The sequence below is a fragment of the Periweissella cryptocerci genome (assembly GCF_004358325.1).
Classification (GTDB): domain Bacteria; phylum Bacillota; class Bacilli; order Lactobacillales; family Lactobacillaceae; genus Periweissella; species Periweissella cryptocerci.
Genome location: NZ_CP037940.1, coordinates 1,830,480 through 1,844,536 on the forward strand (window position 1 = coordinate 1,830,480; position 14,057 = coordinate 1,844,536).

Here is a 14,057-nt window from a genome sequence, read left to right on the forward strand (position 1 = left end):
TGTGCATGAACCACCATTCTAAGCCAAAGATTATTATGACACCGCTAACGAGTAAGCTGATTGCTAACGGTGATAAATAATTGACAAAAATATCGATGTTGGGAACTTGCGTGATAATCATTTGGCCGACAAACCAGGTTGTGATAATCAATAACTGTGTCGGGGAGTTTGTAAAGCATAATAGTGAATGGAATTTAAGCGCTTGGTTAAATTTAGTTCGGTGGACAAGGGAATTTGTGTGCGCATCATCACAAAATCGGTTATAATAGACCAGTATAAAAAAATCAATTTAAAGAGGTATTTATCCTAATGGCTAAATTAGTTTTGATTCGTCACGGACAAAGTGAATGGAACTTGAAGAACTTGTTCACTGGTTGGGTTGATGTTAACTTGTCAGACCAAGGTGTTGAAGAAGCCAAGAACGCTGGTCGTTCATTGAAGGCAGAAGGTTTGGAATTTGATTACGCATACACTTCAGTATTGAAGCGTGCCATCAAGACTTTACACTTCGCTTTGGAAGAATCAGACCAACTCTGGATTCCAGAAACTAAGACTTGGCGCTTAAACGAACGTCACTACGGTGCATTGCAAGGCCAAGATAAGGCTGAAGCAGCTGCTAAGTGGGGTGACGAACAAGTGCACATCTGGCGTCGTTCATATGACGTATTGCCACCTATGCAAGACGTTAACGCTGAAGGTTCAATTGCTGGCGACCGTCGCTACGCTAACTTGGACCCACGCACTATTCCAGCAGGTGAAAACTTGAAGGTTACTTTGGAACGCGTAATTCCATTCTATCAAGATGAAATCGCACCAAAGCTTAAGGATGACAAGAACATTGTGATCGCAGCCCACGGTAACTCATTGCGTGCCTTGGCTAAGTACATCGAAGAAATTTCTGACGATGATATCCTTAACCTCGAAATGGCTACTGGTGAACCAGTTGTCTACACATTCGACAAAGACTTGAAGCTTACTGATAAGAAGATTCTTACTAAGAAAGCTTTGTAATATTTATATTGAAAACACTAACTAGATTAGGTTCTGGTTGGTGTTTTTTTGTGAGCACATAAAAAAAGCCAGAAATAAAATTTCCGACTTTTAAACGTATATTGATAATTTTAGTTTACACCCGCAACGCGAGTAGCAAATGATGGTGCCCAGTAATTAACAGAACTTGTCTTAACGACATCACCAGGTTTTGGTGCTTCAATGTATTGACCGTTTCCAGTAGCGATGGCAACGTGGTAAACACCACTGCCATTAGCCCAGAAGTATAAATCGCCGGCTTTAGCTTGGCTAACTGGAATCCGCGTGGTTGCAGCGGCTTGTGAACCAGTGTAGTGAGCTAAGTTAATCCCAGCCGCATTGGCGAAGACGTATTGAACAAGTCCAGAACAGTCAAAGCCAGCTGGTGTGCCACCGCCCCAAACGTAGGGTGTACCTAAGAAGCGGGCAGCGTAGTTAACGATATTTTGACCAGTTGATGATGAGGTCGTTGTGCTGCGTGTTGAAACATTGCTTGGTTGTGCGGCCTGACTTTGACTGCCAACACTTGCATTGCTACCACCGTTGATTTGTAAGCTTTGTCCTACAAAAATTAATTGCGGGTTAGCGATGTGGTTATCTTGAGCAATTTTATTAACGGTTGTCCCGTTAGTAGCAGCAAGTGCTGAAAGTGAATCCCCCGATTTAACTGTAACTGTGTCCGCATTAGCGATAACCGTCCCACCGGCTAATAATGCTGTCGTGACAAATGATGATAATGCGATTTTCTTTAAATTAAATTTATTCATATTATCCTTTGTTACCCCTTTTTGTTGTGTACGACATGAGTTATTGAACAGTGATAAGCATATCAGTCCAGTATTGCGATGCATTTACGACATAATTACGTCTGAATACAATCTAATGACATACATTTAATGCAAAATGCATAAACAATGTACGCAAAAACATTAGAAAATGATTATAAAAGTGGTTTAAACTAGGGTTCACAAGGCGAAATGATGAAGAAAATTAATCGAAAACTGATTGCAAACTAATGACAGGAACACGGAATTTGACGCAAGCGCGCAATAATTAAAACTGGATTAGGTAGGTAACACTGAATAATAATTCCATTTCACAACGTAAATGGGTTAAAATAGCTCTATTAATCAGAAAACGGATGACGATAAAATGGATAAACAAACAATGTTGGCTAATCGGGATGCAGTAAAAACGATTGCAGCAACGAGCATTAATACTTTACGTGAAGCACTCCAAGTTATGCAGGACACAATCATTGCGCGTGGTGGTGAAATTATGGAACCATTGGTCAATGAAATTGCGATCATTGATTTCAATAATCACGTGGCGAAGTTTGATAAGGTTGCCGACGCAGATAAAACTAATAAGCAGGTAGAAGCTGAATTTGACTATTTTGCTGAAACTGCCGAAGGGAACATTGATGATGTTACCGAATTAGTGGCACAATACGACATTTTTAGTGCAGACTTCAAACAACGAGTAGCTGAATTAACGGCACAGTTTGAAAATGATGGCGAATAAAATGCGACGCTTTATCGCACGTTAATAAGCCGGATTTCTACCTTTATGATAAGGAGAAATCCGGCTTATTTTTGGTACTTTAGTTATCAGCGTTCCATTTTAGGATAACGGTTGCCAACTTCGACTGTGGCAGTCAATTCAAAGACTAATAAGATAATCCCGCCGACAATTGGAATCAGTTGAATCCACCACCAACCGCCGGAACGGTTAATGTCATGTAAACGTCGGACAACGATTGAAATCGTCGCAATCAAGTAGAGAAAACCAACAATTCCATAAATAATTGAATAAGCTGCTGAACCTGCAGTGCTGTTACCGAAAATAAGCCCGGCAACAAAGGAGACAATAATCGATAGAATAATATTACCTAATGCCGCCCACCAGAAATCACTGCGCGTTGAACGAGTTTGGAAATCAAACACGTGCGTCCAAAATAATTTAGTTGCTTCAATCATGGTAATTACTTCCTTTCTTTGATAAATAAAATTGCTAATACAATATTCATTCTAGCATAGTAGTAGTTTCTGGTATCGGATTTTGCTTAGCACTAGTTTGCATACTATAAATTCTGAACAACCACTGAATTACCGATTGATTAAACTGGTGCATTATTTCAGCGGTTCAGTTCGTTTTCAATGCATTTTTTGCCCACAACGACTGTTTTTTTCTAGTTTTGAGAATTATGACTAACTAACGCAGTGGCCAATTTTATTCAATCCCACGTCAGACGAATTGGAATCAAAAAACGCCCATGACCGAAACAGCCATGAGCGGTGATACTTGTTCAAATATATAAGCTTACCCAAGTAAATCTTTTGCTTTGTCCTTGAGGTCGTCAAGATCAACGTCCTTCAAGAGATCTTCTGCTTTGTCTTTAAGGTCGTCAAGATCGACGTCCTTCAAGGCATCTGTTGCTTGATCTTTAATATCATCAATATCAAAAGGCATCGGATACACCTTCTTTCCACTAAATCTAAATTGACATACTCTTTTCGAATGAGGCTCTAAAAACAAATCCCTTTGTAAAGAGAAACCCTATCTCTTCTACACTTATATTATACTGCGATTCTCAAAAAAAGGGGTGAGATATGCTCACAGAATATTCATATTTTTTATGCTTTTTATTCACATGTGAGCAATGGAACTATTAAAAACGGTGGTAATAATCAATTTCACGTGAAAAATATTTTAAATTGTGATAACTTACACTTTCTTTTTGAAAACGTTTGCATTAGAATGTAATAAGTAAGCGATATTAAATATGATGAATTAAGACAAGTGAGGAATTTAAATAATGAAAGCAGCAGTTGTTCGTGAAGTACCAGATGGTTTTGTTGATATCTTAGAAGACTGGAAGCCCCGCGATTTGAGCTTCGGTGACGCCTTGGTTGACGTGGAATACGTTGGTCTCTGTCACACTGATTTACACTGTGCAAACGGTGATTTTGGTAACCCTAATGAATTGGGTGAACGTAACGGTGCTTTCCGCCGTGTTATTGGTCACGAAGGTGTTGGTCGCGTGTCTAAGCTTGGCGAAGGCGCATCTGACTACTTGAAAGTCGGCGATCGTGTATCAATCGCTTGGTTCTACGACGCATGTGGCGTTTGTGATTTCTGTGTTTCAGGTAATGAAACTTTCTGTCGTAACGTTCGCAACTCAGGTTACACAATTGATGGTGCAATGTCACAACAAGTTGTTGTTAACGCTAAGTATGCAGTTAAAGTTCCAGAAGGCTTAGATCCAGTTGAAGCAACTTCAATCACTTGTGCCGGTGTTACAATGTACAAGTCATTGAAGGTTGGTGAAACTAAGCCTGGTCAATGGGTTTCAGTTCACGGTGCCGGTGGTCTTGGTAACTTGGCTGTCCAATACGCACACAATGTCTTTGGTGCTCACGTTGCTGTTATCGATGGTAACGAAGATAAGTTGGCTGCTGCACACGCCAATGGTGCTGAAGTTATGATTAACCGTAAGAAGGTTGAAGACGTGGCTGCTGAAGTGCAAAAGGCAACTGGTGGTGTGCACAACGCCCAAGTTACCGCAGTTAACGCAACTGCCTTTAACCAAGCCGTTGATTCATTGCGCCCAATGGGTAAGTTAGTTGCCGTTGCTTTGCCACAAGGTGACATGGCTTTGAACATCGCTAAGACTGTTCTTGACGGTATCGAAGTTCGTGGTTCATTGGTTGGTACGCGTGCTGACTTGAAGGAAGCTTTCCAATTCGGTGCTGAAGGTAAAGTTAAGCCTATCGTTGAAAAGGTTGCATTCAGTGACATCAACGAAGTTATCGATGAAATGAAGAACGGTAAGATTACCGGTCGTAAGGTCTTCGATTTCACTACTCTTTAATATTAATCAAATAGCCCGATTCCCCTTATCACAAGGGAAATCGGGCTATTTTTGCGTTATTAATGTTAATACTGGGAAAGTGGGTTCTAATTTTTCTGACGTGGGATTGAATGAAATTGGCCACTACGTGCCAGTAAATTACTTGGAGCACCACGCTGGAAGCAGCCTCCCAAGCCAAAGTGCGGTCTTGGTCGGTTCGGATAAGCTGGGACTCTAGGGGATAAATCCCCAAGATTCCTCATCTCATCCTCAGCGGGAATATGTGCTGCACACATATTCCCCCAGTCGCGGTGTAAAGGCTGCGCCCGCCAAGCAATTTACCGGTACTCCGTTAGTTTGGAATAATGCTCAAACTAGCAAAAACAGTTACCAACTATAGGACGCAGTGGCATGAAAAACACTGATAATAGAACCCTAGTAATTTGATACTTGAAAAGTACGGAAACGACAATCCCACGCTAGAATAAATAGCGCCGGAAAGTGGTACAAAATGCGGGTTGCAACCTTGATATACTGAAACCTAATTCACGACCCGAAATACTCACGTACCAATATTTACTTAAAGAAAATCTGCCAGACAATGTGGTATGTCGCCCAGAAAACCCAAATGGAGATAATGACCATTAATATCAATAGGGCAATCGGCATGAACCATTGTTTGGGAATCGCGGCGGCTTTGAAATCATTCGCGAGTAATTGTCCTTGGATTGCTAAAGTTACGTTTTGATTAGCTTGAATCATTGGCACAGCTAAAGTTACGTAGTTGCCGTTATCCTTTGGTTGCGCGATGACATTATTAATTGGCTTATCAATAATTTGTTGCTTAACAACTTGGTACGTCAAATGGCTCGTACCACTATGAATATAGAAAAGGGCACCAACGGACATGTTAGGTAAGTGCCCGGCAAATGCATTGATGGTATTGGGTGCAGTCGCAAGGAGCGTACTTGTTTGGCGGGAGGCGTTAGTTAAACTCGCCGAACCGGAAACTAAAGTAATGCCTTGGTGTAACTGGGCGGCCAAGGTTGTTTGGAAAATGGGGAGGGGTTGACCATCCGCTTCAAAGTAGAGATTGGCGATGGATTGTTGCGCAGTGCTCCGGAGACTAGTGAACACTTCACTTAACGCCTTTTTCCAGCTAGCTTGGGGATTGACGTAAAATGGTGCGGTGGTTTCAGTTTCCATGACATCGTCGAGATATTGTTGCTCAAGCGTGCTACTCATTGTGATGTTGTATTGATGGAGTGGGGGCGAACTGGCTACACTGAGTGGCGATAATTTTATACCGAGAATTGCGACCATGACAATACAAGCGAGGATAATTTTTTTAGACATTGACGCCCCCTTTCCTGAATTTTATAGATAAAGTTTACTAATTCAATAATAGCGAATCGATATGAAATAACTATGAACACGGTTTGATATGTTAAAATAGATGTATTAAATTTACGAGAAAGCAGGGGTGCTAAGTGCATAATTGGGAATTACCCCGATTTGTGTTTTAGCATGGGATAGGTGGATTATGAAATTTCATCAATTGTCGTGGACTGAACGCTTGCGCGAAATGGTCACACAGGGTCATTTATCAGTGGCAGATCAGGCGTTATTTACAGCTAACTATGATGCCGTTAATGAGCAAATGATTGAAAATTATGTAACCAGCTATCGATTACCAGAAGGTGTGGTGCCAAACCTGGTTGTGAACGGGCAGACATACATGGTGCCAATGGTGACCGAGGAACCGTCAGTTATTGCGGCAGCCGCTAATGGTGCACGCATGATTGGTTTGGGTAGTGGTGTCAAAGCTGAAATCCTTAATCGGCAAATGATTGGTCAGGTTCTCATACACGACGCTGATTTTGAGCTAGTTGTTGACTATATGCAAGCACATCAGGACGAGTTAGTTAACTTAGGTAATGCCGCACATCCTTCAATGGCAGCCCGTGGTGGTGGCTTAACAGATATTCGCGTGCGTGATTTAGGTGCTGGCTATGTTTCAGTTGATTTGCTGGTCGATACTAAGGCTGCGATGGGTGCAAATGTTGTTAACACAATGGCAGAAGCTGTTGCCAATGATTTACGTAAGCGCGATTTAGGACAAGTGACAATGGCTATTCTATCGAACTTGGCGACCGAATCATTAGTTAAGGCAACGGTAGCAATCCCGTTTAGCAGTTTGGTCAAAGGTGATTTTTCTGGCCAGCAAATTGCTGACCAAATCATGATTGCGAGCGAGTTCAGTCAGCGCGATCCATACCGTGCGACTACTGAAAACAAAGGTTTGATGAATGGGATTGATGCAGCCGTTATGGCGAGTGGGAATGACTGGCGGGCAATCGAAGCCGGCGTGCATGCTTATGCGAGTCATACCGGCCAATATCGTGGCTTAACCACATGGTCTATTACGGATGAACATTTGCTAGGCGAGTTGATTATCCCACTACCGGTTGGAATTGTCGGTGGCTCGATTGGGATTGTCCCACTGGTTAAAGCCAACCAACGGATGTTAGCAATTGAAAGCGCGGAGGAATTAGCGCAAGTCATTGCTGGTGTTGGCTTAGCCCAGAATTTAGCAGCGTTACGCGCGCTAGTAACTAATGGGATTCAAGCTGGTCACATGGCTTTGCAAATGAAATCGTTGGCCATTGCAGTTGGTGCAACCACCGAGGAAATTCCGGTGGTCGTTGAAAAATTAAAGCACGCTGTCCATGCAGATATGCAAACAGCACAAGAAATCTTAGATAAGGTGAGAAATTAAAAATGACAGAAGAAGTAGTACGTTTAAGCGCAACCGCCAAAGGATTATTGGACCAAGTTAATCAAATTTTCCCTGGGGAAGTAATGGTTCATTTCGGTAAGGAAAAAGCCGGTTATTTATTACATGGGCAAGCTACCCGTGATGCGATGGGTTCACGTTTCTTGATTGAAGTTAACGATGTAACCGCACCAGATTATACGGCAACGCACGAATTGATGCACATGTTGATGTCAATGTCAGGCTTCCCCCAAATTATGTTTAACTTGTCATTTGGTGATGAACAGCTTGATGAACAATTAATGATTATGGCCACTAGTTTATATAACGCCGTGGCACACAATATCGTGGTTGCGGAACAACGTAAGCATGACTTGATTACCCCAGAAGTGTCTGAAGCATTTGCTAGCGGGATTGCCCACACTTTGACCCCAGAAGGTGATGAGAATGACGATCAAGCAGCTTTGCGTTTGTTAACATTGGTTGATGCGTTGGCCTTCTATGAAGCTGATGAAGACAAGAAGAAATACTTGGCCCGTTTCCGTAAGGACTACCCAATTGCCTACGCAGGTGCGAAGAACTTGTATGATGACGTAACGAAGAAGCCAGTCGATTCGCCATTTGCAATGCGTCGGGCAATTGTGAAGATGTTCAAGGGCTTTGATGCTCAAATGAAAGCTTGGGGCATGCCTGAATTACACAGTAATGAATTTGCTACCCTTTCAAGCGTCTTCTCAGCGCGTCAATTGCGGATGCAAGTGCGCCAAGTCTTTGAAGTGTTCCACTCAGAAATGAAGGATAAAAAGACTGGCGAACGCGCTTATGTTGGGTTGAATCGTCAAGACCACCAAAATGGTTTCGTAATTGCGATTCCTGAAGAAGTTACCGGTGGTTCAACGGAATGGTTCAAGCAACTTTATGATATGACGGTGGAAGAATTATTCGATAGCATCGCAATGCCTTATTCAATGCGCGATACTGAACCAACGGCGGATGAAGCTTAATTACGTAAATCGTTAGTTTGTGGCTGAATGCGACCACGTCGATTTTGAAGCAGGTTAATCCCTTGAAATGAAGCTATTTATCCTCAATGAAGTCAAAGATCAAATAGCTGACAAAGAGTTTGATGAAATGCTTTATACCCATGATAGTGATGGCAAATCAGTCATGGCGCTGTTGTTCGTGGATGGGGACAACGGAACGGTTCCGTTTGATGTCGAATTTTACAGCGTTATTGGTGAGGAATTTAGTAAAAAAATAACTGCAGTTACACCAAGTGGCTACGCTAATATCGACTTCCGTTGGGCTACAAATGAAGTTTTAGGCGTTGAATAAGTAGTGAATAGTATGGGGCTGGGGCATAAATTTTCCAGCCTGTAAAATAAGCCGGATTTCTCCTAGTAAGGTAGAAATCTGGCTTATTAACGTGCGATAATTAATGGATAAAATATCAAACAGAAGTAAGCGGGGAGTTGTTCATGGACAAAAAGATACAGGATTTATTTAACAATGCGAAAAACATTGTGTTCTTAACCGGCGCGGGGGTTTCGACGGCTTCAGGAATTCCAGATTATCGATCTAAAGGTGGCTTGTATGATGCGGTTGAACGGCCAGAATATCTGTTAAGTACCGATGCCTTAGCCAATGAGCCAGCTAAAATGTATGATTTCATTATCAAAAATATGTACTTTCCAGCCACTAAGCCGAATGTCATTCATCAAAAAATGGCGGCATTAGTTAACGCGGGAAAAGCCCGGATTATTACGCAGAATGTGGATGGGTTACACCTTAAAGCTGGTGCTGATGCTGAACGGGTGATTGAATACCATGGCAATATCTACGATGTCTATGGGGTTACTGATCACCAACCAGCAAGTTACCAAAATTACCAGGCAGGAATGCGTCGGGAAGATGGCGACATTTTACGACCTAACATCACGTTATATGGTGAAATCCCATTCCGTACTAATGAAGCCGCGCAATGGGTGATGAACGCTGATTTAGTGGTTATCGTTGGGACTAGCTTTGTTGTGTATCCATTTGCCGGACTATTGCAATATGCTAATGCCCAGGTGCCTATCTTGGCAGTGAACCGCGAACGAATTGAAGCGCCACAGTATGTCCAACAAGAAATTGGGGATGCCGTTACCTTTTTTGAACAATTGACGGTTGAATAAAAAATGGAATTTGGTTCCGCAATAGAAGGCACGATTTTACCTTATGACCAACGCCTGAAAATATAGGTACGCAAAATCCCGCTCACTAAAATTAGTGGGCGGGATTTTTATTTGGAGATATTTAATTAAGCGGCAACGCGTTTTGCATCAACAACTGTCAATACGAATTGAACAACTGCTAAGACAAGCAAAGCAATCCAGCTAATCAACAACAATGATGAAGTTGTTTTAGGTGAAGCGGTTAACCAGTAGTTAGACCATGAAGTGTTGCTGTAAACAACCCAACCAGCCAAACCAACTAATCCAGCAAGCAAGTCGATAACAACGAGCATGAACAAGTTACCACCAACTTGCTTGGTGAAGTAAACGAAAGTCATGATTAATGCCCAAACAGCAAGAACAGCAAGTGCAACTGAGAGACCCCAGTAAATAATTACAGAAACAGCCATGATTATAAAACCTTCCTTTGTTTAAGTTAGTAAACTAATATATATCAGTATTCTAGCATTCTTAGTGCAAAAATGCACTAACTTTTAAGCAATGGTTATACGGGGCGATTAGTAGGCCACCGAATAAATGGGTTATTTGATGGCTATTATAGTGGTAATTTGTTAATCTTAAAGACAAATAATTAATCAGAGGGAGCTAGCAATGTTTGAAAAATTACGAACATCCAAGCTGATGTTTTGGTCGTTGGAACTACTAGTATTAGCTTTATTAGTTTTCGTGTGTACGCAAATTTCATTCTTATTCACACCAATTGGGATATTTGTACAAACCGTTTTCTTGCCAATCATTATTTCAGGATTCTTATATTACTTATTGAATCCGGTAGTGAAGCTATTGCAAAAAGTTAAAATTAAAAAATTCCGGATTCCACGCACATTGGCCGTGGCAATTGTAATGATTGCAGTAATTGCGTTATTAGCGCTCGTTATTATTACGGTTGTACCACAGTTAATTAATCAGGTTAGTCGGTTGTTAGCGAACTTACCCAAATTCACAAATGACGTGCAAAATGAAGTAAACGACTTAATGCATAACAAGTGGCTTGCTAAGAGTGGACTGAAGGTGGATGCAAGTACGATTGAAAATTCCGCCGGCAAATACGCGAAGACGTTTTTACTTGGAACTGCAAACGGCCTTGGTGCGGTAATTGGGAAAGTGACGAGCATTACGATTACGGCAATCACGGTACCAGTTATGCTGTTTTATATGTTGAACGATGGCCATAAATTCATGCCAAATGTGATGCGTTTGTTCCCAGCCGATAAGCAAGATAACATTGCGGAATTGATGGGTAAGATGTCAAAAACCATTTCACAATACATTGATGGTCAAGTACTTGAATGCCTCTTTGTTGGGGTCTTTACAAGTATCGGTTACTTAATCATTGGGCAACCATACGCCCTATTACTAGGAGTAGTTGCTGGGATTACGAACATCATTCCTTACGTTGGACCATACATTGGGATTTTTCCTTCATTGCTGGTGGCTTTAACAGTCGGTTCATGGCAACTCGTTTGGGTAATTGCTGTTGTCGTGATTGTGCAACAAGTCGATGGAAATTTAATCTACCCCAACATCATCGGCAAGACATTGAAAATTCACCCATTAACCATCATCATTATCTTGTTGGCGGCCGGTAATATCGCGGGAATCGGTGGCATGATTTTAGCGATTCCATTATACGCAGTTGTCCGGACATTTGTTTCATACATGTGGAACATTTATCGAATTCAAAAGGGCCATATCACGGTTGATGATTTGAAAGACATTGAATAAGTAATGATCTATTTCGGCTCACGTGGGATTGGATAAAATTGACCACTACGTGCCAGTAAATTACTTGGCGCACCACGCTGGAAGCAACCTCCCAAGCCAAAGTGCGGTCTTGGGAGGTTCGGACAAGCTGGGCTTCTAAGGAATAAATTCCTAAGAAGTCTCATCTTATCCTCAGCGGCGACATGTGTTGCACACATATCACCCCAGTCGCGGTGTAAAGGCTGCGCCCACCAAGCAATTTACCGGCACTCCGTTAGTTAGTAATAATTCTCAAACTAGAAAAAACAGTTACCAACCACAGGTCTTAGTAGCATAGGAAAAACAACAGTGACAATAGAACCTCAGTAATTCGATGCTTGAAAAGCACAGAAACGACAATCCTACACTAGAATCATAAATAGTAGCCACTGGACGGTATTGTTCAGTGGCTTTTTTTTCGTCCTGCAAGTAACCGATGATTTTAATTGGCTAAACTTTAGGAAATGTTCTATAATTAATACTTATAAAAAATAAGTAAAGAGGTGTGGCATGTCACAATTTGATTTTGATAAACACATTGCATATTTTCGCGACGCCCAAGGTGTACCGGTAGTTTGGACTGTCGGTAAGCATTTGGATGGTAGCCCAGATTATGATCAAGAAATGTATCAATTTGCATCTGAATTTCAACACTCAACGATGTATAATCGTGACTATGACCGGGTGTTGAGTAAGTTACCTTATGACAAACTTGAAGAACGTGATATTGAAAAGTTAATTGTGGAAAGTGATGATGTCGCAACTTTTGATGCCATTACTACCGCAATTATTCGTGGAGAACGGCATTTAGAAGGTATGTGGGCATCGATGCTCGAAAACGGTTTATTACTACGTTTGACGGAAAAGCTACAAGCAATCCACAAAAATAAAGCAACAGTAGATATTAAATAATCACAGTGGAGGTAACTACGTAAGTGGGAACCTCCACTTTTTATTTGAATAGTATTATCAATGATAGAAGAGATAACCGGCATTTTTAGTAGTAGTCTATAAGATTCTACGAACGAATAATAAGTATTGCGTGTGAAAATGTGTGAATTTTTTGTGGTTAATATTGCTAAATCGCGGTTAGTGTTACGCGCAGATTACAATCGCCCAGAATGTGTGAACAAACCATGAAACTTCGCCTAATGCCCTTCATAAGCCGATTCTTTTTTGCTATGATAATTGCATGATATAAAACATAAGGAATTCTTAAGGATATTCAATCAATATACGTGAACGGATAAAAAGGGAACCATTCAACGTTAATCACACTCGGAGGAAGCGAATTACATGAATAAAATTGCAAAGAACTTAACACTTACGATGGCAACTGCTGGGGCCGCTATTTTGGGAACTAGTATTGTCGGTAACGCGGATATTACTGTGACGGCAAAACGTGGCGACAACGTCTTTGAAATTGCTGAAAAGTACAAGTCAACAATTGACCAAGTTGCAGCTTACAACCACTTGAACAACCCGCGTTTAATTTTTAAGGGTCAAAAGATTGTGATTCCTTCTAAAGCAAGCTTTGAAAAATTTGAAAAGCAACAAGCTGAAAAGAAAGATGCTAATACTGCGACGACTGTTGATGGAACTTCACAACAAGCCGATCAAAAGATTGCATCAATGATTACTTACGCTAAGCAATTTATTGGTACACCTTACGTTTGGGCGGGTTCTTCACCTAAGGGATTTGACTGTTCTGGTTTGGTTTCTTACGTGTACAAAAACAGCTTAGGCATTGATTTGCCACACCAATCAGGCCAACAAGCTAAATTAACGACTAAGATTGATGTTAGTGAAGCTAAAGCTGGTGACTTGTACTTCTGGTCACGCGGCGGTAAGGTCTACCACGTTGCGATTGCAATTGGTGATGGTAAATTCATTGAAGCCCCACAACCAGGTAAGAAGGTTTCAATTAACACTGTAAGTAACTTCAAGCCACAATTTGCTGGTCGTGTTAGCCAATTAGCTGATCTTATCACTGCTTCAAGTGATGATGTTAACGCTGATACAACTGCAGCAGACGCACAAGCAATTATGACGGCTGCGCAATTCAAACAAAAAGGTCGTGTAAGCTACGACAACAAGACATTCACTTACTACTCTCCAGATGGTTCTAACCGTTCAGGAATGGGCGCTTACACTGCTGATGGTACGTACACATTGAATGGTCGCGACAAGGATGGCTACTTGATTCTTGCGTCATCTAAGCCATTTGGTACTAAGGTGATGACACCACTTGGTATGGGTGTTGTCCATGACCGTGGAACTGTTGGTAACCACTACGATATCGTAATCAAATAATCAATATGGGACGGCGGACGAAAGCAAATTTTGTCCTAGATTCGTAAAGATTTAACTAAAAGCGGAAGATTCAATCGAGAATGATTGAAATCTTTCGCTTTTTTGT

15 protein-coding genes are annotated in these 14,057 nt (G+C 41.4%); 10 read left to right on the forward strand and 5 right to left on the reverse strand.

Annotated features, from left to right (window positions below; translation table 11 throughout):
- The first annotated feature begins 309 nt into the window (after positions 1 to 309).
- Positions 310 to 1,011, forward strand: a complete 702-nt coding sequence (locus EQG49_RS08080; protein ID WP_133363504.1) for a 2,3-diphosphoglycerate-dependent phosphoglycerate mutase — start codon at positions 310 to 312, stop codon at positions 1,009 to 1,011.
- Positions 1,012 to 1,121: 110 nt separating this feature from the next.
- Here the strand turns inward: EQG49_RS08080 and EQG49_RS08085 are convergent, their stop codons facing one another.
- Positions 1,122 to 1,796: a C40 family peptidase gene (locus tag EQG49_RS08085; RefSeq protein WP_165964838.1), complete on the reverse strand. Its 675-nt coding sequence runs from the start codon at positions 1,794 to 1,796 to the stop codon at positions 1,122 to 1,124.
- 385 nt (positions 1,797 to 2,181) lie between these two features.
- Here EQG49_RS08085 and EQG49_RS08090 point away from each other — a divergent pair, with 385 nt between their 5' ends.
- Positions 2,182 to 2,553, forward strand: coding sequence for a hypothetical protein (locus EQG49_RS08090; RefSeq protein WP_133363506.1), 372 nt, complete (start codon positions 2,182 to 2,184; stop codon positions 2,551 to 2,553).
- A gap of 86 nt (positions 2,554 to 2,639) precedes the next feature.
- Here the strand turns inward: EQG49_RS08090 and EQG49_RS08095 are convergent, their stop codons facing one another.
- Both EQG49_RS08095 and EQG49_RS13720 read right to left on the reverse strand, forming a co-directional pair.
- Complete coding sequence (locus EQG49_RS08095; RefSeq protein ID WP_133363507.1) at positions 2,640 to 3,008, reverse strand: DUF805 domain-containing protein; 369 nt, start codon at positions 3,006 to 3,008, stop codon at positions 2,640 to 2,642.
- A 343-nt stretch (positions 3,009 to 3,351) separates the two neighbouring features.
- Positions 3,352 to 3,501 carry a hypothetical protein gene (locus EQG49_RS13720; protein WP_165964839.1) on the reverse strand — a complete coding sequence of 50 codons (150 nt, stop codon included), beginning with the start codon at positions 3,499 to 3,501 and terminating at the stop codon, positions 3,352 to 3,354.
- 346 nt (positions 3,502 to 3,847) lie between these two features.
- Between EQG49_RS13720 and adhP the strand changes: the two genes are divergently transcribed.
- Entirely contained in the window at positions 3,848 to 4,903 is a 1,056-nt protein-coding gene (gene adhP / locus EQG49_RS08100) for an alcohol dehydrogenase AdhP (protein ID WP_133363508.1), read from the forward strand.
- 555 nt (positions 4,904 to 5,458) lie between these two features.
- On the opposite strand, the gene EQG49_RS08105 is transcribed toward adhP, so the two are convergent.
- A complete protein-coding gene (locus EQG49_RS08105) occupies positions 5,459 to 6,238 on the reverse strand; it encodes a sortase family protein (protein WP_133363509.1) in 780 nt (259 codons plus the stop codon).
- A 187-nt stretch (positions 6,239 to 6,425) separates the two neighbouring features.
- Here EQG49_RS08105 and EQG49_RS08110 point away from each other — a divergent pair, with 187 nt between their 5' ends.
- The 4 genes from EQG49_RS08110 (at position 6,426) to EQG49_RS08125 (ending at position 9,835) form a co-directional block, all read left to right on the forward strand.
- Entirely contained in the window at positions 6,426 to 7,661 is a 1,236-nt protein-coding gene (locus tag EQG49_RS08110) for a hydroxymethylglutaryl-CoA reductase, degradative (RefSeq protein WP_133363510.1), read from the forward strand.
- A 2-nt stretch (positions 7,662 to 7,663) separates the two neighbouring features.
- On the forward strand, positions 7,664 to 8,662 hold the full coding sequence (locus EQG49_RS08115; protein WP_133363511.1) for an IpaB/EvcA family protein: 999 nt from the start codon (positions 7,664 to 7,666) through the stop codon (positions 8,660 to 8,662).
- Between the two features lie 67 nt (positions 8,663 to 8,729).
- Complete coding sequence (locus tag EQG49_RS08120; protein WP_133363512.1) at positions 8,730 to 8,993, forward strand: hypothetical protein; 264 nt, start codon at positions 8,730 to 8,732, stop codon at positions 8,991 to 8,993.
- A 137-nt stretch (positions 8,994 to 9,130) separates the two neighbouring features.
- Entirely contained in the window at positions 9,131 to 9,835 is a 705-nt protein-coding gene (locus tag EQG49_RS08125) for an NAD-dependent protein deacylase (protein ID WP_133363513.1), read from the forward strand.
- Between the two features lie 125 nt (positions 9,836 to 9,960).
- Here EQG49_RS08125 and EQG49_RS08130 read toward each other — a convergent pair whose 3' ends face one another.
- A complete protein-coding gene (locus tag EQG49_RS08130) occupies positions 9,961 to 10,284 on the reverse strand; it encodes a hypothetical protein (protein WP_133363514.1) in 324 nt (107 codons plus the stop codon).
- Positions 10,285 to 10,486: 202 nt separating this feature from the next.
- Between EQG49_RS08130 and EQG49_RS08135 the strand changes: the two genes are divergently transcribed.
- From EQG49_RS08135 to EQG49_RS08145, 3 genes are all read left to right on the forward strand, one after another.
- Positions 10,487 to 11,620 carry an AI-2E family transporter gene (locus EQG49_RS08135; RefSeq protein WP_133363515.1) on the forward strand — a complete coding sequence of 378 codons (1,134 nt, stop codon included), beginning with the start codon at positions 10,487 to 10,489 and terminating at the stop codon, positions 11,618 to 11,620.
- 528 nt (positions 11,621 to 12,148) lie between these two features.
- On the forward strand, positions 12,149 to 12,550 hold the full coding sequence (locus EQG49_RS08140; RefSeq protein ID WP_133363516.1) for a DUF6508 domain-containing protein: 402 nt from the start codon (positions 12,149 to 12,151) through the stop codon (positions 12,548 to 12,550).
- A gap of 384 nt (positions 12,551 to 12,934) precedes the next feature.
- Positions 12,935 to 13,951 carry an NlpC/P60 family protein gene (locus EQG49_RS08145; protein ID WP_133363517.1) on the forward strand — a complete coding sequence of 339 codons (1,017 nt, stop codon included), beginning with the start codon at positions 12,935 to 12,937 and terminating at the stop codon, positions 13,949 to 13,951.
- The last annotated feature ends 106 nt before the right edge of the window (positions 13,952 to 14,057 follow it).